Source organism: Azospirillum sp. B506 (assembly GCF_000333595.1).
Classification (GTDB): domain Bacteria; phylum Pseudomonadota; class Alphaproteobacteria; order Azospirillales; family Azospirillaceae; genus Azospirillum.
In genome coordinates, this window is the sequence record NZ_BADK01000023.1 from 45,526 (window position 1) to 63,457 (window position 17,932).

A 17,932-nucleotide genomic window follows, 5' to 3' on the forward strand; every position below is an offset into this window, starting at 1 on the left:
TCGGTCCTTCCGGCGCTCACTGCCCAACCGGCATGACGCGGCCGAGCGCCTCGACGAGGCGGTCGACCTCGTCGAGCTTGTTGTAGTGGACCAGCGACACGCGGATCACGCCGTTGACCGCGGCCAGCCCCAGCGTCTCGATCAGGCGCTTGGCGTAAAAATCGCCGAAGCGGATGCCGATCATCGACGCATCGACCGCACCCACCACCTCGTCGGAGCGGCGCCCATCCACCACGAAGCTGATGGTCGGCACCCGCAGGGTGCGGTCGGCAGCGGAATGGCCGATGATCGTCACGTCGTTGCGTCCGCGCAGATAGGAGAGCAGCCGTTCGGCAAGCGCCTCCTCATGGGCGGCGATGACGTCGAAGGCAGCCTCGATCCTGGCCCGGCGCGATCCGGTGGCACCGCAGCGCTCCCCCAGCTCCGCGAGATAATCGACGATGCCGGTGCAGCCGACGGCGAGTTCGTAATTCACATTGCCGGGCTGGAGCTTGTAGGGGATCACCGAGCGGTCGATGAAGTAATGGTTCAGGCTGGGCAGCGCAGCCAGAAGCTCGTGCTTGCCGTAGAGAACGGCGAAATGCGGCCCATAGACCTTGTAGAAGCTGAAGACATAGTAATCGACATCCCAGCCGGCGACGTCGACCGCCCGGTGCGGGGCATAGGCGACGGCATCGACCAGCAGCCTGGCACCATGCCGGTGGACCAGCCGGGCGATGTCCGCAACCGGGTTGATGGTGCCGAGGATGTTGGAGGCATGGGTGACGCAGACCAGCCGCGTGCGTCCATTCAGCAGGGACTCCAGATCGTCCAGCGATAGCTCCAGGCTGTCGGGGCGGACCGTCCAGGTGCGGATGACGGCGCCCTTCTCCTCCAGCTTGCGCCAGGGGCCGATATTGGCCTCGTGATCACAGTTGGTGACGACGATCTCGTCGCCGGGCCGGATCTGCTCGGCCATCGCCGCCGACAAGGTGTAGAGCAGGGCCGTCGTGCTTCCCCCCATGACCAGCTCGTCCGGCCGGGCGGCGCCGATCAGCTCGGCGATGTCGGCATGGGCGTCGGCGACACGCGCGCCGGACTTGCGCGACACGGCGTAGCTGGCGCCAAGCTGCACGTTGCTGGTCAGCAGGTAATCCCGGATGCGGTCGGCGACACGCGCCAGCGTCTGGGAACCCCCGGCATTGTCCATGAAGGTCCAGTCGCCGGCGAGCGCCGGGAACTGGGCGCGGACAAAGGACAGATCGAGCGGGGAAGTCGTCACGTTCGACACGGGTTCGGTTCCTTCGGTCAGGTCGCCGCATTCTGGTCGGCGACCAGCAGCGGCACGGACAGGGAGGCGACGCGGCAGTCGGCGTCGGGATCGGGGGCGCGCCACATCATCATGGCGAAGTCGGCGGTCTCGTCGAGAGCCACAAGCGGACAGTGCCAGACCCCTCCCGCATAGGTGATCGCCTGATCGGGGCCGGCGATGAAGGCGCGGGCGGTCCGGGGATCCGGCACGCCATCGGCATCGGCCAGGGCGGCCACCACCAGGAAGCGCCCGCCGGTCATCGGCACGAAGGTCTGGCTGCTGAGCGGATGCTGCTCCATCGCTGTCACCGCGAAGGGCAACTGCGACGGTACGATGCGGTAGAGCGCCAGCACCGGCGGCAGCGGCTCGCCGGCGTACCCCAGCCCATGCTCGGCATCGTAGCGGATGCCACGCCCGTCATTGACCAGCGACGACCTGCCGACGCCGGCGGCGAGCACGGTGCCGAACGGGGCGAAGGCTTCGCCGGTCAGCGGCACCGGCGGGATGATGCGGGGGGCGCTCAATGGTTCAGGACCGCTTGCAGGAAGGCGCGGGCACGCTCCTCCTTCGGCGCGGAAAAGAAGGTCTCCGGCTCGGCCTCCTCGACGATCTGGCCGCGCTCCATGAAGATCACGCGGTCGGCCACGCGGCGGGCGAACCCCATCTCGTGGGTGACGACCAGCATGGTCACGCCGGTGCGGGCCAGCGACTGCATGACGTCGAGCACCTCGCCGACCATCTCCGGGTCGAGGGCCGAGGTCGGCTCGTCGAACAGCAGGATTTTCGGTTCCATCGCCAGCGCGCGGGCGATGGCGACGCGCTGCTGTTGGCCGCCCGACAACTGGCCGGGGAACTTGCCGGCCTGTTCGGCGATGCCGACACGGTTCAGCAGGTCCATCGCCCGGTCTTCCGCGGCCTTCGGCGCCAGCTTGCGCACCCGGATCGGCGCCAGCGCGACGTTGCGCAGCACGGTCATGTGGGGAAACAGGTTGAAGCTCTGGAACACCATTCCGACCTCGCTGCGGACGGCCGCCAGGTTGGGACCGGGCTGGACGGCGACATCGTCGACCCGCACGGTCCCGGAATCGTAGGTCTCCAGCAGGTTGATGCAGCGGATCAGGGTCGATTTGCCCGAACCCGACGGGCCGAGCAGCACGACCACCTCGCCTTCCGCGACATCGAGGTCGATGCCGGACAGGGCGCAGAAGCTGCCATACATCTTGCGCAGACCGCGGATGGAGATGATCGGCCGGGCGGCGGACGGTGCCGCGATGCCACGGCCCCCTGCTTGCACATCGTCGATCTGCATGTCAGCGGCGCTCCCTGGCAAAGTGTTTCTCAAGCGTGCCGACGGCGCGGACCATCGGCAGGAGCAGGAGGATATAGAGCGCGGCGGCACCGATCAGAGGCGTCGGATTTGCCGCCAGCGCCTGGGCCTGGGTGGCCTGCTTCAGCAGGTCCGGCATCGCCACGACGGAGGCGAGCGCGGTGTCCTTCATCACGTTGATGCAGTTGCTGGTCATCGGTGGAACGACGATGCGGACGGCCTGGGGCAGCACGATGTCCCCCATCATGCTCCAATAGGACAGGCCCAGCGCCTGGCTGGCCTCGAACTGGCCGCGGGGGATCGCCTGGATGCCGGCCCGCAGGATTTCCGCGCTGTAGGCGGCGCTGACCAGCGACAGGGCGGTGGTGGCGGATGCAAAAGGGGAAAGCCGGATGCCGACGAACGGCAAGGCGTAATAGACGATCACAAGAAGCACCAAGATGGGAATGGCGCGGAACAGGTCGATATACAGCACCCACAATCCGCTCAGAGCCGGCGGACCGTAAAGCCGCAGCAGGGCCAGGATCAGGCCGCCGATCAGGCCGAGCACGATGCTGATAATCCCCAGCGACAACGTCGTCCCCAGCCCCATCAACAGGAGCGGCAACGAATCCCACAGGACCCTTCCATTGAAGAAGGTGTCGATCAAATCCATGAGAGAATGTCCAGGCATGGGGTCCAGGCATGGGCCGGGCACGCGCAACTCAGGCGCCGTGTGCCCGGCCATGGGATCCGATGACGGGGGTCCGATGGCGGGAAGACGGTCCGCGCTCAGGACTTCTTCGGGATGTCGAGAATCTTGACGGTGCTGCCGTCGGCGTCGGGCTTCACACCGAACCACTTCTCGTGCAGGGCGGCCAGCGTTCCGTCCTTCTTCATCGCGGTGATCTGCTCGTTGACGGTGGGCAGCAGCGGGCTGTCCTTGGCGAACATCACGGAATAACGCTCGCCGGTCGGGATGCGCTGGATGACTTTGAACTGCGGCTTGTCCTTGGTGTAGTAGAGCAGAGCCGGAATGTCGCTGATGTAGCCGTCCAGACGCCCGGCCCCGAGGTCGAGCATCGCCGGCTGCAGCCCCTCATAGCGGCGGACATCGCCGAAGCTGTATTTGGCCTGGTTCTGGTTCACCCACATGTCGCCGGTGGAGCCGGTGTCGACTCCCACGGACTTTCCCTTCAAATCCTCGACGGTCTTCAGCGGGGTGTTCGCCCGCACGGTCAGCGACTGGTCGCTGTCATAATAGGGCTGGGCGAAGGAGACCGAGTCCAGACGCTTGTCGGTGATGGTGATCGACGAGATCGCCATGGCGATCCGGCCCGACTGGACAGCGGAGAACAGGCCGTTGAAGGGGATGTTGACGATCTCCACGGTCTTGCCCAAGCGCTTGGCCGCCTCGTTGACCACATCGATCTCGAACCCGACGAAGGTGCCGGAAGCGTCCTGGAACTCCCAGGGGACGTTGCCGATGTTGGCGCCGACGGCGAGGTCGGCGGCGCGGGCCGGTGCGACGCCGCCCCAGACGGTGGCGGTCGCCGCCGCGAGGAGAGCGAGTTTGAGAATCTGTCTGCGCATGGCTGTTCCTGCGTCTCCCTGCATGGATGGAAGAGTGCCTGACGCGAATCCCTGAGTGCCGGTGCTGTTGTTTTTGGTCTGATAGGCCATACCGGTCTGACCAGTTGGATTGCACCCCCTTTCTGGTCTATTGTCAAGGCGTCGCGTGGGGCACCCCCGGCATGGCAAGGACAGACAGGAATCGGCAGGATGCGTGGACGGCTGTTGGTGCCACAGGCGGCGGTCGAGAAGATCCGCCAGATCATCGACGAACAGGGGTTGCGTCCGGGCGACCAGCTTCCGCCCCAGCGCGAACTTGCAGAGAGGCTGAGCATCAGCCGCGCTTCGTTGCGTGAGGCGCTGTCGGCACTGGAAACCCTCGGGCTGATCAGGATCGAGGTGGGGCGCGGCGTCTATCTCACCGATGGGAAGCCGCCGGACCCGGTCGCCGCCTGGCGGTTCGCCGACCTCTATTCACCACGCGAAGTCTATGAGGCACGGTTGGCGCTGGAGCCGCAGGCCGCCCAACTGGCCGCCATCACCCTGCCCGACGCCGCGCTCGAAACGCTTGCCGGCACGCTCGTCCGGATGCGCAGCGCCTTCCAGGCGCATGACTTCGCCCAGGCCGGGGTGGAGGACAGCATGTTCCACCGCCTGATCGTCGAGGGATGCGGCAACCGCATGGTCCTGGACCTGTTCCGCACGGTCGATGCGGTGGTTGCGGAAATCCAGACGCTCCCCTTCGCCCAGGAGGACCGGGTTTGGGAAACGCTGGAGGAACATGAACGGATTCTCGTGGCCTTGCAGAGCCGCGACGGCGGCCGCGCCGCCCAGGCGATGTTCGACCACATCAGCGGTGCCGCGGGCCGGCTCGGCATTCTGTTGGGTGGCGGAAGCGGTTCGGCATCCGCTGGTCGTCAGATGCCGGTGGAAGTGCCAAGCGGATGAGCCGGGCGCACCCCCACCGCGTGACCTAATTGAGCAGACGGTTCGACCGCAGACTGGCAACCGCCAGATCGACGAAGGCCCGCACCTTCGCCGGCGCATGGCGCCCCTCGGGATAGAGGATGTGGATCGGCAATGGCGGCTCTTCATGGTCGCCGAGCACGATCCGCAATGTTCCCTCAACCAGCGCCGGGCCGATCTGGTAATGGAGAACCCGCGTCAGGCCCCAGCCGTCCTTGGCCGTGGCGATCACCGCTTCGTTGGTGTTGCATTGAAGGATGGGATCGACGGTCACCCGCTGATCCCCGGCGAACCGCCATTCCGGCGATGCCCAGGCGCTGGTCGAAGCGGCGATCCGATGATTCTTCAGGTCGGCGGGCGTCAGCGGAACGCCGTGACGCTCAAAATAGGACGGCGAGCCGCAGATCACCCGCCGGACCGAGCCGACCTTGATCGCCGTGAAGCCCGAATCCGGCAGATGACCGATCCGCACCGCAACATCGATGCCTTCCTCGATGATGTTGACGGGCCGGTCGATGAAGAAGGTCCGGACGCGCATCGCCGGATAGGTGTTCAAGAATCCGGTCACGATCGGCAACACATACATCTGCCCGAACAGCGCGGAGGCGGTGACCGCGAGCGTGCCGGTGGGGTTGGCATAGGAACCGCCGGCCGCCGCTTCCGCCTCGGTGATGTCCGCGAGAATTCTACGGCAGTCTTCGAAGTAACGGGTCCCCGCTTCGGTCAGCTTGACCGACCGGGTTGTGCGGACGAACAGCCTGGCGCCGATCACATCCTCAAGGGAGGCCACGGCGCGAGTCACCGCGGGCGCGCTCAGATGCATGAGGCGGGCGGCTTCGGCAAAGCTCCCGGTCTCCGCCACCTTCGCGAAAATCCGCATTGCCTGCCAACGATCCATTCCCCGCCCCTTCCCCGCGTTCAATGATGCAGGGATTTTAGACTCCTCGTCATCAAAATCCGAAATGGCTGAGACCGGGATGATCGTCCGGCCGGCGGCCGAGCGGCCAATGGAACCTGCGGTCCGCCTCGGCGATTGGGTGCTCGCTGATGCTGGCGTGCCGGGCGCGCATCAGCCCATCCTCGGCGAATTCCCAGTTCTCATTGCCTTAGGCGCGGTACCATTGGTCGCTGTCGTCGCGATATTCATAGGCATAGCGCACCGCGATTCGGTTCCCCGCAAAGGCCCAGAGTTCCTTGATCAGCCGGTGCTCCAATTCCTTGTTCCACTTGCGGGTGAGGAAGGCTTGAGCCTCGGCCCGGCCGGTCACGAATTCGGCCCGGTTGCGCCAGCGGCTGTCCTCGGTCTAGGCGAGAGCGACCTTCGCCGGATCTCGGCTGTTCCAGCCATCTTCGGCAAGCCGGACCTTCTCGATGGCGGCTTCTTCGGTGAAGGGGGGAGGGGCGGACGGGACATGGCAGCTCCTTGAAGCGGAAAGGGTGAGACGGGAAAAGAGGGGAGGCGTCAGAGGGCGAGCTGGATGCGGTTTTCCTCATCCGGCCCGGCCTCCGCCGGGACGGCGCTGCAGATCAGCACCTCGTCGTCGGCGACATGGACGCCCGGTTCCCGGATATAGGTCACGGCGCCCTTGAGCAGCTTGGTCCGGCAGGTGCCGCAGGTGCCTTCGCGGCAACTGTACTCGGGATTCAGGCCGCGCGCCTCCGCCAGTTCCAGCAAGGTGCCGGACGCCGGTGTCCAGCGATCCTCCTTCATGGAGGTCATGAAGGCCACGGGCACCGGTTCGGTGGACGGCGGCGGGCGAATGGCGGCGGGGGCGGAACCGGCATCAACCGTGCGCTTCAACGACGACGGCCCGAAGGCTTCGGCATGGATCCGCCCGTCGGCGATGTTGCGGCCACGCAACCCGTCATAGAGCGCCTGCGTGAAGGCGGGCGGGCCGCACAGGTAGAAGTCGTAATCGTCGAACGGCAGGAAGCGGGTCAGCAGGGCCATGTCGATGCGGCCGGCCGCATCGTAATCGACACCCTCCGCCGCCGCGCTGGGATCGCTGAGAACCCGGATCCAGCGGACCTTCCCGTGCGCGGCGTCCACCAGATCGGCAATCTCGCGCTCGAAGGGACGGTCGGACTTGGAACGTGCGGCCTGGATCAGGATCGTCGGCCGCATCCGCTGCTTGCGCAGCCCCTCGTAGACGATGTGGCGCAGCATCGCCAGCAGCGGCGTGATCCCGATCCCGCCGGCCAGCAGGACCGCCGGCCTTGTTTCGTGCGGGTCGATGATGAAACCGCCGTCGGGAGCACGCGCTTCGATGAGGTCGCCGGCGTGGATGCTGTCATGGAGGTGACGCGAGACCAGCCCGTCCCGCTTGACGCTGATGCGGTAGAGACCGTCCGACGGCGCGGTGGACAGCGTATAGGTGCGGGTGATGGGCTTGTCCGTGCCGGGGACGGTCACACGGATCGGCAGATGCTGACCGGCGGCATGGGGAAGCAGGCCCGCCCCATCGGCCGGCTGCAGGTGAAAGGAGCGGATCTCCGGCGTCTCGTCGGTGATCTTCGTCACGCGGTAGGGCCTCCAGCGCGTGGCGAGGTCGGCCGCCTGCAGGCGGCTTGCCGCCTCCGCCCAATCCCCGGTCATCAGCGAGCTGGGGGACCAGCCCTCCTTGCGGAACGACCAGCGCAGGGCCAGCGCCCCAGCCCGGCGCAGGATGCGGCGCGGCCGGAACGTCCACAGCCGCTCCGCCCCCTGGAACGCGGCGATCTCTGGCGAGTCCAGGAGCACCTCGGCATCACCGGTCATCTGCAGCAGGCCGCCGCTTTCGTAATCGATGAAGACCAGACCCGCCTTGCCGTTCAGGACGATATTCCCGAGGGTCGAGAAAAAGAGGTTGCCGTTGAAGTCCGGCACCGTCAGCGTGCCATCCGCGGCGACGCGGACGAATCCAGCCTTGCCGCCGCGATGGGACACGTCGACCTGCCGGCGCTCCGCCCGGTCGGCATAGGTGGCGACGAAGAAGGCATCGGCCGCCCCGATCATGGCGCGTGCCGCCGGATCGAGCGCGGGCAGGTCCTCCACCACGCCGGTGAACGGATCCGCCGGATCCCGCGCATAGTCCAGATCGCGCAGCTGGATGTAGCGCGGGCAATTGCCGAAGCTCTGGTCGACATCGACCTGGAAACCGGCCTCAGTGGCGGTGACCACGCCATTCATGCGGTTGCGGCGCCGGGTATGCATCTCGATCCCCAGCAAACCGATGGGGTCGCCGTCCCGCATGCCCCCGCCCGCCGGATCGCCGGGCGCGGCCTGGGCGGCGATGTCGAGCCTCGTCGGCGTCGGCGACGACAGGAAACCCGGCTTGCCGACCAGCAACGTGGCCCACGGGTCGCCCGCGGGGTCGACGCTGCCCAGAACGATGAAGGGAAGCTGGGCATAGAAGTCGCGATGCTGGTCGGGCATGTGATCGCGGATCACCCGCTCGCCGACCGCTTCCATCCGTTCGGCCACCCCCAGCTTCCGCTGGATGAACACCTCACCCTCGTGCCAGGTCGGCAGCGTCTTCAGTGTCGCGGTCATCGTCAGTGTCCTATGCTGGGGGTCGCAGGCAGGATGGGACTTCGGATCAGGCCGTCAGCCCGGCCGGCGTCTGCGCGAAGGGAACGAAGCCCGGCAGCTCCTCGACGCGGCGGAGGAAACCCCTGACCGCCGGATAGCCGGAGAGATCGACGTTGCCTTCCGGTGCGCGGGCGACATAGCTGTAGATCGCGACATCCGCGATGGTCGGACGGTCGCCGACCAGCCAGTCCTGTCCGCTCAACCGGCTTTCGAGCCGGCCCAGGAGGGTGTGCGCCCGGGCGATGACCTCGTCGGCGTTGAACTTCGCCCCGAACACGGTGATGAGCCGGGCCGCCGCCGGGCCGTAGGCGACCTCTCCGGCAGCCACGGAAAGCCAGCGCTGAACCGCCGCCGCACCGCTCGGGTCTTCCGGCAGCCAGTCGCCACCCCCCGCCTTCTTGGCGAGATAGACCAGGATCGCGTTCGAGTCGGCGATGACGACGCCGTCGTCGAGGACCGGCACCTGACCGAAGGGGTTGAGCTTCAGGAAGTCCGGGCTCTTGTGCTCGCCCGCCATCAGGTCGACCTCGACCAGTTCATGGGGCAGACCGAGCAGCGAGACGAACAGACGCGCACGGTGCGCATGGCCCGACAGGGGATGATGATAGAGCTTCATGTCCAACTCCGGTGATCCATCCAACGGGGTCATTCCCGTTGCGCATCACCAGACTGAGCCATCCTCTTCCTGACGGGAATGACCGGGCTTGGCAGTTCATCATTGCATAGGATGAAATAATCCGCCGACTTCCGGCCGATCATGGCGGGCAACGGAAGCAGAGCTTAGCGCGAAGCGACTCGGTACCGGAAAAGCAATTCAGCCGCCATCCCAAAGAGCAGAGATGACGGCTGAGAGAAAATCACGTTTGTCAATCAATCACTTGCGGGCACATTTTTTCAGATCGTCTTCGCTGATCGAGAATGCATAGGCTTCCGTTCCCGACAGGCTGACATTGCGCAAGACGCAGGTGCGGCCCTTCTTGTCCTTCATGCTGACATCCCATGTGCCGGGCTTCACGTCGCTGAGTTTCAGCCGTTCGTCGGCCTCGACCGTCTTGTCCTTGTCGTTCAGCGTCTGATTCTTGCCCCATTTGTTCGTGCCGGGTTCGGCCAGCTTCAACTCCGTGATGGTTTCGCTGGTCAGGTTCCAGAACTTCAACGTCTGGGCTGTCTGGGCATGGGCGGCCGTGGTCAGCGATCCTGCGCAAAGGCAGAGAATAAGGCCGTATCTCTTCATGGTGTTTCCCCCTTGGATTATGCCGGCACCCCAGTGTGGCCATGGCTCAGGGGAAGCGAAATTGGACATTGGAATTAGTTGGCCACGCGAACAGGTGCCGTCGGGGTGCAGCGGCGCGGATGTGGCCCTCGGCAAAGCTGCAACGTGAAGTCCGTGCCCCGCATAATTGATGCGATGCAGCACCGCAAACGTTTGCGCAAACGTTTCGATGGCGCTAGGGTCCGGCCGTCCCGCCCAGTTGGAGCCGCTTTGCCATGAAACGGATTGGCCTTCTCAATGCCCCGCTCAGCCACGCGATTGCGTCTCTGGGCCATACGCAGGCGTTGGTCATCGCCGATGCGGGACTGCCGATTCCGGCCGGGCCGGAGCGCATCGACCTCGCGGTGACGCCGGGCCTGCCCTCCTTCCTCCAGATTCTCGACGCGGTGGCGGAGGAGATGATGGTGGAGCGCGTGGTGATCGCGCGCGAGATGGTGACGGCGAACCCGTCGCTGCGCGCCCAGCTGTCGGTGCGCCTGGACCGCATGGCGGCGGAGCAGGGCCGGCCCATCGCGCTGGACGAAGTGCCTCATGAGGAGTTCAAGCGGCTGACCGCATCCTCCGCCGCGGTGGTGCGCACGGGCGAGTGCAGCCCCTACGCCAACATCCTTCTCTATTCCGGCGTAACCTTCTGACCGGGGAGAGCGCGATGGATCCCCAGTCCGGATTCCTGCTCGACCTCAAGGGGGTCGGCAAGGGCTTCAACGGCGTGACCGTGCTCGACGGGGTGGATTTCCGCCTGCGTGGCGGCGAGATCATGGCCCTGATCGGCGAGAATGGCGCCGGCAAATCGACGTTGATGCGGATCATCACCGGCATCGTCCAGCCCGATTCCGCCAGTGCGATGATGTTCCGCGGGCAATCGGTGAGGTTCACCGCTCCGCGACAGGCGATCGACGCCGGCATCGCGATGATCCACCAGGAACTGAACCTGCTGCCCCATCTGTCGGTGGCCGACAACATCTGGCTGGGACGGGAGCCACGCAACCGGCTGGGCCTGATCGACCGCGGCCGCATGCGGCGCGAGGCCAAGGCCCTGCTGGAGCGGCTGCGCCAGACCATCGACCCCGACCGCGCGGTCGGAAGCCTCAGCGTCGGCCAGCAGCAGATGGTGGAGATCGCCCGCGCGCTGTCGCTGAACGCCGAACTCATCATCATGGACGAGCCGACCGACGCCCTGACCGACGTCGAGACCGCCGTCCTGTTCGAGGTGATCCGCGCCCTGAAGGCGGACGGCAAGGGGATCGTCTACATCTCGCACCGGCTGGGCGAGATCTTCGCGCTGTGCGACAGCGTCACCGTGCTGCGCGACGGCCACATGGTCCATCGCGGCGCCGTCGCCGATCTCGACGAGGCGGCGCTGATCCGCCACATGGTCGGCCGCTCCATCACCGACCAGTATCCCTACCTGCCCTGCCCCGCCGGGCCGGAGCGGCTGGCTGTCGAAGGCGTCAGCGCCGATGGCGTGACGGATGTCAGCTTCACCGCCGCGGGTGGCGAGATCCTTGGGTTTGCCGGGCTGATGGGTGCCGGCCGGACCGAACTGGGCAAGGCGATCTTCGGCGCCAGCCGTCTGCGTGCCGGCAGCGTCCGCGTCGATGGGACGGAGGTGCGGCTGCGCCATCCCCGCGACGGCGTGGCCGCCGGCATCGCCTATGTGCCGGAGGACCGCAAGGCCGAAGGGCTGATCCAGGGCCATTCGATCCGCACCAACATGTCGCTGGCCGCGCTGAAGCAGCTTTGCGGTCCGGCCGGCGTCGTCCGCCAGACCGACGAGCGGACGGCGGTCGACCGCTTCATGGCCGCCTTCGCCGTCAAGGCACATGGCATCGGGGCGGAGGTGCGGACCCTGTCCGGCGGCAACCAGCAGAAGATCTCGCTGGCCAAGGCGCTGATGCTGTCGCCCAAGGTGGTGATCCTGGACGAGCCGACGCGCGGCGTCGATGTCGGCGCCCGCCGGGAGATCTACGGCCTCATCAACGACCTGAAGGCCAAGGGCCTGTGCATCCTGCTGATGTCTTCTGACATGCCGGAGCTGCTGGGCCTGTCCGACCGCATCCTCGTCATGGCGGGCGGGCGGATCACCGGCCGCTTCGCCCGCGACGAGGCGACCCAGGAAAAGATCATGGCCTGCGCCATCGCTTGACGGCCAGGAAGAGAGACGACGATGACCACGCTGATACGCTTCCTGTCCCGCAACAAGCCGCTGGTCGGCCTGGTCGTGCTGATGGCGGCCGTCGCCGTCCTCAGCCCCAGCTTCATGACCGTCGACAATCTGCTGAACATCCTGCGGCAGACCTCGATCAACGCGGTGATCGCGGTGGGCATGACCTACGTCATCCTGTCCGGCGGCATCGACCTGTCGGTCGGCTCGGTGCTGGCCTTTTGCGGCGCCGTCTGCGCCTGGCTGGTGGCCGGCGACCTGTCGATCTGGCTGGCGATCCCCCTCACCCTGCTGCTGGGTGCCGGGCTGGGCGCCGTCAACGGCGTCGTCATCGGCACCGGTGGGGTGCAGCCCTTCGTCGCCACGCTGGTCGCCATGACCATGCTGCGCGGCGCCACCCTGGTCTTCACCGACGGACGGCCGATCACCACCGGGACCGGCGCAGCGGCCGATGCGTTCTGGAGCGTCGGCGGCGGCTATCTGCTCGGCATTCCGGTGCCGGTGGTGGTGGCGGCGGTGGTCTTCGCCATCTGCGGCCTGATCCTGACCCGCACCCGCTTCGGCCGCTACACCTATGCGGTCGGCGGCAACGAGGTGGTGGCACGGCTGTCCGGCATCCGCGTCAATCTTGAGAAGACGACGATCTATGCCCTGTCGGGCCTGCTGGCTGCGCTGGCCGGCGTCATCCTGACGGCGCGGTTGAAAGTGCGCAGCCGACCGCCGGCGCCGGGTACGAGCTGGACGCCATCGCCGCCGTCGTGGTCGGCGGCACCAGCCTGTCCGGCGGCAAGGGCACCCTGTTCGGCACGCTGGTCGGCGCCCTCATCATCGGCGTGCTGAACAACGCGCTGAACCTGATGGACGTCTCCTCCTATTACCAGATGATCGCCAAAGGCGCGGTCATCCTGCTCGCGGTGCTCGCCGACAGCCGCAAGTCGCCGTGAGGCGGCCGTTTCACCAGATCGGCATCTCCGGTCCAATTGCCTGCTCCAGTCACGCCAACAAGAATGATGAGGAAGGAATCCAACCATGCGTAAGCTTCTGACCGTGGCCACCGTCGCCGCCTCCGCCCTGCTCGCCTCCGCCAACGCCCAGGCGGCCGACACCATCGCCCTGGTCGTCTCCACCCTCAACAACCCCTTCTTCGTCACGCTGAAGAACGGGGCGGAGACCAAGGCCAAGGCGCTGGGCTACAATCTGCTGGTCCTCGATTCCCAGAACGACCCGGCCAAGGAACTGGCCAATGTCGAGGACGTGGTGAACAAGAAGGTCAAGCTGCTGCTGGTCAACCCGACCGATTCCGACGCCGTGCGTTCGGCGGTCCGTTCGGCCAACCGCGCCAAGATTCCGGTGGTGACGCTCGACCGTTCGGCCAATGGCGGCGAAGTCGCCTCCCACATCGCCTCCGACAACGTCGCCGGCGGCCGGATGGCCGGCCAGCTGGTGGTCGACATGCTGAAGGGCCAGGGTGCCGTGGTCGAACTGCAGGGCCTGCCGGGCGCCTCGGCCGCCCGCGACCGCGGCAAGGGCTTCCATGATGTGGTGGACAAGGCCAGCGGCCTGAAGGTGGTGGCGAGCCAGCCGGCCGACTTCGACCGTACCAAGGCGCTGAACGTGATGGAGAACATCCTCCAGGCCCAGCAGAAGATCGACGTGGTCTTCGCCCACAATGACGAGATGGCGCTGGGCGCCGCCAAGGCGATCCAGGCTTCGGGCCGCAAGATCCCGGTCGTCGGCTTCGACGGCACCGACGAGGGTGTGGCGGCGGTCAATGCCGGCGCCCTGGCGGCGACGGTCGCCCAGCAGGCCGGCCTGATCGGCGAGAAGGGTGTCGAGACCGCCGACAAGGTGCTGAAGGGCGAGAAGGTCCCGGCCTTCACCCCGGTCGAGTTGAAGATGGTGACGAAGTAAGGCACAGCCCGTCCCTGCCGGCGCGACCGAGAAGGGGGCGCCGGCAGGGACGGATCGTGTTAGGGGGGAGCGGCGGCATGGTGACGATCAGGGATGTGGCCCGCGAGGCCGGCGTGTCGATGAGCACCGTCTCCCACGTCATCAACGCCACCCGCTTCGTGGCGCCGGAAACCGAACAGCTGGTTCGCGCCGTCATCGACCGGCTGGGCTACACGCCGAACGGCATCGCACGCGCGCTGAAGGGCAACCGCACCCGCACGCTCGGGATGATCGTCACGGCGAGTTCCAACCCCTTCTTCGCCCATGTGATCCATGGGCTGGAGACGGTCAGTTCCGACCGCGGCTACAGCCTGATCCTGTGCAACACCGACGACGAGCCGGACAAGCAGCTACGCGCGTTCGAGGCGCTGCACAACCGCCGGATCGACGGGCTTGCGGTGATGACCAGCAACGCCGATCCCGGCTTCCTCGACGACGTGCAGGGCCGCGCCAAAGACCTGCCGCTGCTGCTGCTCGACACCGATCCGCGGCCCGGCGCCTGTGCGGTGACCGACGATTCGGTGTTGGGCGGGCGGCTCGCGGCCCGGCTGCTGGCCGGGCGCGGCTTCCGCCGCATCGCCTGCATAACCGGTCCGGGACGCCACCCACGCTCCCGCGCCCGGCTGGCCGGCTTCGTCCAGGAGCTGGGAGACGCCGGCCTGAGACTGGAGCCCGCCCTGCTGCGCGAGGCCGACCTGACCATTGCCGGCGGCTATGCCGCCGCCGCGGATCTGCTCGATGTGTCGGATCGGGTGCCGGAGCGGCCTGAGGCGATCTTCGCCTTCAACGACCTGATGGCGGCCGGCGTCCTGCGCGCTGCCGCCGAGCGCGGACTGGCCGTTCCGGACCGGCTGTCGGTGCTGGGCTATGACGACATCGAACTGGCCGCCTATCTCACCCCGCCGCTCTCCACCATCCGCCAATCGGCGGGCCTGCTGGGCGCCCGTGCGGCGGAATTGCTGATCGACCATCTGGAAGACGGCCGGGCCCTGCCCGACCTGTTGTCCCTGCCGCCCGACCTCGTGCTCCGCGCCTCGGTCGGCTGGCCCTGCGCGAGGCTTTCATGACTTCCAATCGCCCCATCGTCGTCTTCGGCAGCGTCAACATCGACGTCTGCGCCTATTCCGACCGGCTTCCGCGTCCCGGCGAAACCGTGCACGGCACCGGCTATGCCATGGGGCTGGGCGGCAAGGGCGCCAACCAGGCCGCCGCTGCCGCCCGCCTGGGCGGAACGGTCGAGATGGTCGGCCGCACCGGCGGCGATGCCTTCGGCGAGATGGCACGCAGCCGGCTGGCCGGCTTCGGCGTGCGGACCGGCCATCTGTCGAACGATCCGGCCCACCCCACCGGCATCGCGGTGATCGGTGTCGAAGGCTCCGGCGAGAACTGCATCACGGTGATCGGCGGCGCCAACATGGCGGTCGGCGAGCAGGACGTGGCGCAGGCCGCCCCGCTGTTCGGCAGCGCCGCCGTGCTGCTGCTTCAGCTTGAAATCCCGCTCGCCGCCGGGCTGGCCGCCGCCTCCGCGGTGCGCGCGGGCGGCGGGCGCATCATCCTGGATCCGGCGCCGGCCCCGCATGGCGGGTTTGCCGCCGACGTCTTCCGCGCCGTCGATGCCATGACGCCGAACGAGACCGAGACCGAGGCCCTGGTCGGGCTGCGGCCGACGACGCCGGACGAGGCCGCCGTCGCCGCGGAGCGGCTGGCGGAGCGCGGTCTGTCCATCGCCATCGTCAAGCTGGGCGCCAAGGGCGTCTTCTACCGGGGCCTGGGCCAGCAGGGCTTCATTCCGCCCTTCCCGGTGACGGCCATCGATACGGTGGCGGCGGGGGACTGCTTCAACGGCGGGCTGGCCTTCGCGCTGGCGCGGGGCGACGATCTGGCTGCGGCGGTCCGCTTCGCCGCCGCCTGCGGTGCGCTCGCCACCACCCGCGCCGGTGCCGCGGACTCGGCCGCGACGCTGGCGGAGGTGACGGCGCTGCTGGGGTGACCTCCTTCCGCCGTCAGGTGGCGTCCTGGTGCAGGGCCCCGTTCGCGGGGTCCGAACCGGGATCGTTCCGCCGCAGCTTGTGCAGGCTGGCGTCGATCGACCGCTCGTAACTGACCAGTGGCGGCTTGAGTCCCTGGCTGAACAATGCCTGGCGGATGGCATGGCTGGTCCCCGTCAGGATCACTTTCACGCCGCGCCGGGCCGCCTTGTGCGCCAGCCCCTCGATGGTGTTGGCCGCCGTCGAATCGAGGAACGGAACGGCCTGGAAATCGACGATCAGCACCCGATGGGTGTCGGAGATGCGGTCGAGCACCGACCCGATGGACGCCGCCGCCCCGAAGAAGAACACGCCGGAGATCCGATAGATGACGATGTCGGGATCGGCGGCATTCTGATCGTACGGCTTGCGGGCGACCAGGGCGCCATCGGCGCTGTCCTCCGCCACGAAGGGCGTCTGGCTCTCGATGGCGGTGACCGTCGACATGCGATGGATGAACAGCACCGATCCCAGCGCGAAGCCGATGACGATGGCCTCGGTCAGGCCGGTGAAGATGGTCAGCAGGAAGGTCGTCAGCAACACCGCGGCGTCCCCGCGCGAAGCGCGCAGAAGCGATGCGATGGCCGGCTTTTCGATCATGTTCCAGGACACGACGGCCAGAACGCCGGCAAGGCTGGCGAGCGGGATGTAGCTGGCCAGCGGTGCGGCGACCAGGATGAAGACCAGCAGGAAGACGGCGTGCAGCATGCCGGCGACCGGTCCGTGGGCACCGGCGCGCACGTTGGTCGCCGTGCGGGCGATGGTGCCGGTCACGCAGATGCCGCCGAACAGGGACGATGCGACGTTGGCGACGCCCTGCCCGACCAGCTCGCAGTTGGACCGGTGGCGGCGTCCGGTCATGCCGTCGGCGACCACCGCAGACAGCAGCGATTCGATGGAGCCGAGCAGCGCGAACGAGACCGCACTCGGCAGGACCGCCTGAACCTTCTCCAGGGTGATCGCCGGCAGGGCCGGCATCGGCAGGCCCGAGGGAATGCCGCCGAACTTGGTGCCGATGGTCTCGACGGTCAGGCCGAAGGCGGCGGTCACCACGGCGCTGCCGGCCACCGCGATCAGCATGCCCGGCCAGTGCGGCCGCACCGCCTTCAGGCCGACGATGATGCCAATCGACGCAAAGGCCAGAGCGACCGAGGCCGGATCCGCCGTCGGCAGGGCCGACCACAGCACCGGCAGCTTTTCAAGGAGCGGCCCCGGTTCCGCCCCGGCCAGGGTCAGGCCGAGCAGATCCTTGATCTGGCTGGCGAAGATGATAACGGCAATGCCGGCGGTGAAGCCGACCGTCACCGGGTAGGGCATGAACTTGATGTAGGTGCCCAGTTGGAGAAGGCCGATGGCCGCCAGGATCAGGCCGGACAGCAGGGTGGCGAGGATCAGACCATCCATGCCGTGGGCCTGCACGGTGGCGGCGACCAGCACGATGAAGGCGCCGGCCGGGCCGCCGATCTGGAACCGGCTGCCGCCAAGGGCGGAGACGAAGAAGCCGCCGAAGATCGCGGTGTAGAGCCCCTGTGCCGGCGATGCGCCGGAGGCGATGGCGATGGCCATCGACAGCGGCAGCGCGACGATGGCCACGGTCAGTCCGGCGACGGCATCGGCGCGGAGGTTGGCCAGTCCATAGCCCTCGCGCAGAATCGTAACGAGTTTGGGCGTGAACAGCTCGGCAAAGCTGAGTTGGTGGGAAGTCGGTGCTGTCATCTGTCCGGCGGCCTTCTGGATCAAGGCGGCGGGATCGTCGGCATCAGGTCGGCGGTCGCCGTCGCGCGGTCGATGGTGTAAGGGCGGGGTTTCGGG

At 67.3% G+C, this 17,932-nt stretch carries 16 protein-coding genes and 2 pseudogenes; 7 read left to right on the forward strand and 11 right to left on the reverse strand.

What is annotated here, in order from left to right:
• Window positions 1-16: 16 nt before the first annotated feature.
• From I71_RS00830 to I71_RS00850, 5 genes are all read right to left on the reverse strand, one after another.
• On the reverse strand, window positions 17-1,270 hold the full coding sequence (locus I71_RS00830; protein ID WP_199902073.1) for a cysteine desulfurase-like protein: 1,254 nt from the start codon (window positions 1,268-1,270) through the stop codon (window positions 17-19).
• A gap of 17 nt (window positions 1,271-1,287) precedes the next feature.
• A complete protein-coding gene (locus I71_RS00835; protein WP_049975848.1) occupies window positions 1,288-1,815 on the reverse strand; it encodes an ureidoglycolate lyase in 528 nt (175 codons plus the stop codon).
• On the reverse strand, window positions 1,812-2,600 hold the full coding sequence (locus tag I71_RS00840) for an amino acid ABC transporter ATP-binding protein (protein ID WP_083896888.1): 789 nt from the start codon (window positions 2,598-2,600) through the stop codon (window positions 1,812-1,814). Before I71_RS00840 ends, I71_RS00835 begins: the two co-directional genes overlap by 4 nt.
• A 1-nt stretch (window position 2,601) precedes the next feature.
• On the reverse strand, window positions 2,602-3,273 hold the full coding sequence (locus tag I71_RS00845; RefSeq protein WP_042688757.1) for an amino acid ABC transporter permease: 672 nt from the start codon (window positions 3,271-3,273) through the stop codon (window positions 2,602-2,604).
• 116 nt (window positions 3,274-3,389) lie between these two features.
• Window positions 3,390-4,190: a transporter substrate-binding domain-containing protein gene (locus I71_RS00850; RefSeq protein WP_042688761.1), complete on the reverse strand. Its 801-nt coding sequence runs from the start codon at window positions 4,188-4,190 to the stop codon at window positions 3,390-3,392.
• Between the two features lie 189 nt (window positions 4,191-4,379).
• On the opposite strand from I71_RS00850, the gene I71_RS00855 reads away from it, so the two are divergent.
• Complete coding sequence (locus I71_RS00855; protein WP_049975849.1) at window positions 4,380-5,117, forward strand: FadR/GntR family transcriptional regulator; 738 nt, start codon at window positions 4,380-4,382, stop codon at window positions 5,115-5,117.
• 25 nt (window positions 5,118-5,142) lie between these two features.
• On the opposite strand, the gene I71_RS00860 is transcribed toward I71_RS00855, so the two are convergent.
• The 5 genes and pseudogenes from I71_RS00860 to I71_RS00880 form a co-directional block, all read right to left on the reverse strand.
• Window positions 5,143-6,033 carry a LysR family transcriptional regulator gene (locus I71_RS00860; protein ID WP_042688763.1) on the reverse strand — a complete coding sequence of 297 codons (891 nt, stop codon included), beginning with the start codon at window positions 6,031-6,033 and terminating at the stop codon, window positions 5,143-5,145.
• Between the two features lie 52 nt (window positions 6,034-6,085).
• A pseudogene (locus I71_RS00865) lies at window positions 6,086-6,549 on the reverse strand (DUF1348 family protein).
• 48 nt (window positions 6,550-6,597) lie between these two features.
• Window positions 6,598-8,667: a pyridoxamine 5'-phosphate oxidase family protein gene (locus tag I71_RS00870; RefSeq protein WP_042688764.1), complete on the reverse strand. Its 2,070-nt coding sequence runs from the start codon at window positions 8,665-8,667 to the stop codon at window positions 6,598-6,600.
• A 46-nt stretch (window positions 8,668-8,713) separates the two neighbouring features.
• Window positions 8,714-9,322, reverse strand: coding sequence for a glutathione S-transferase family protein (locus I71_RS00875; protein ID WP_042688819.1), 609 nt, complete (start codon window positions 9,320-9,322; stop codon window positions 8,714-8,716).
• Between the two features lie 258 nt (window positions 9,323-9,580).
• Entirely contained in the window at window positions 9,581-9,940 is a 360-nt protein-coding gene (locus tag I71_RS00880) for a hypothetical protein (RefSeq protein WP_049975850.1), read from the reverse strand.
• 254 nt (window positions 9,941-10,194) lie between these two features.
• Between I71_RS00880 and rbsD the strand changes: the two genes are divergently transcribed.
• The 6 genes and pseudogenes from rbsD to rbsK all read left to right on the forward strand — a co-directional run bounded on the left by rbsD (window position 10,195) and on the right by rbsK (window position 16,083).
• The gene (gene rbsD / locus I71_RS00885; protein WP_042688766.1) at window positions 10,195-10,614 is read left to right on the forward strand and encodes a D-ribose pyranase; all 420 of its coding nucleotides are present in this window, start codon (window positions 10,195-10,197) and stop codon (window positions 10,612-10,614) included.
• Between the two features lie 14 nt (window positions 10,615-10,628).
• Entirely contained in the window at window positions 10,629-12,125 is a 1,497-nt protein-coding gene (locus tag I71_RS00890; RefSeq protein ID WP_042688768.1) for a sugar ABC transporter ATP-binding protein, read from the forward strand.
• A gap of 180 nt (window positions 12,126-12,305) precedes the next feature.
• Window positions 12,306-13,087 (forward strand): annotated as a pseudogene (locus I71_RS00895) (ribose ABC transporter permease).
• Window positions 13,088-13,172: 85 nt separating this feature from the next.
• A complete protein-coding gene (rbsB, locus tag I71_RS00900) occupies window positions 13,173-14,054 on the forward strand; it encodes a ribose ABC transporter substrate-binding protein RbsB (RefSeq protein WP_042688770.1) in 882 nt (293 codons plus the stop codon).
• Window positions 14,055-14,131: 77 nt separating this feature from the next.
• On the forward strand, window positions 14,132-15,160 hold the full coding sequence (locus I71_RS00905) for a LacI family DNA-binding transcriptional regulator (RefSeq protein WP_042688771.1): 1,029 nt from the start codon (window positions 14,132-14,134) through the stop codon (window positions 15,158-15,160).
• Complete coding sequence (rbsK, locus tag I71_RS00910; protein ID WP_042688775.1) at window positions 15,157-16,083, forward strand: ribokinase; 927 nt, start codon at window positions 15,157-15,159, stop codon at window positions 16,081-16,083. The genes I71_RS00905 and rbsK overlap by 4 nt, the downstream gene beginning before the upstream one ends.
• A gap of 13 nt (window positions 16,084-16,096) precedes the next feature.
• On the opposite strand, the gene I71_RS00915 is transcribed toward rbsK, so the two are convergent.
• Window positions 16,097-17,836: a SulP family inorganic anion transporter gene (locus tag I71_RS00915; protein ID WP_042688827.1), complete on the reverse strand. Its 1,740-nt coding sequence runs from the start codon at window positions 17,834-17,836 to the stop codon at window positions 16,097-16,099.
• Window positions 17,837-17,932: the final 96 nt, after the last annotated feature.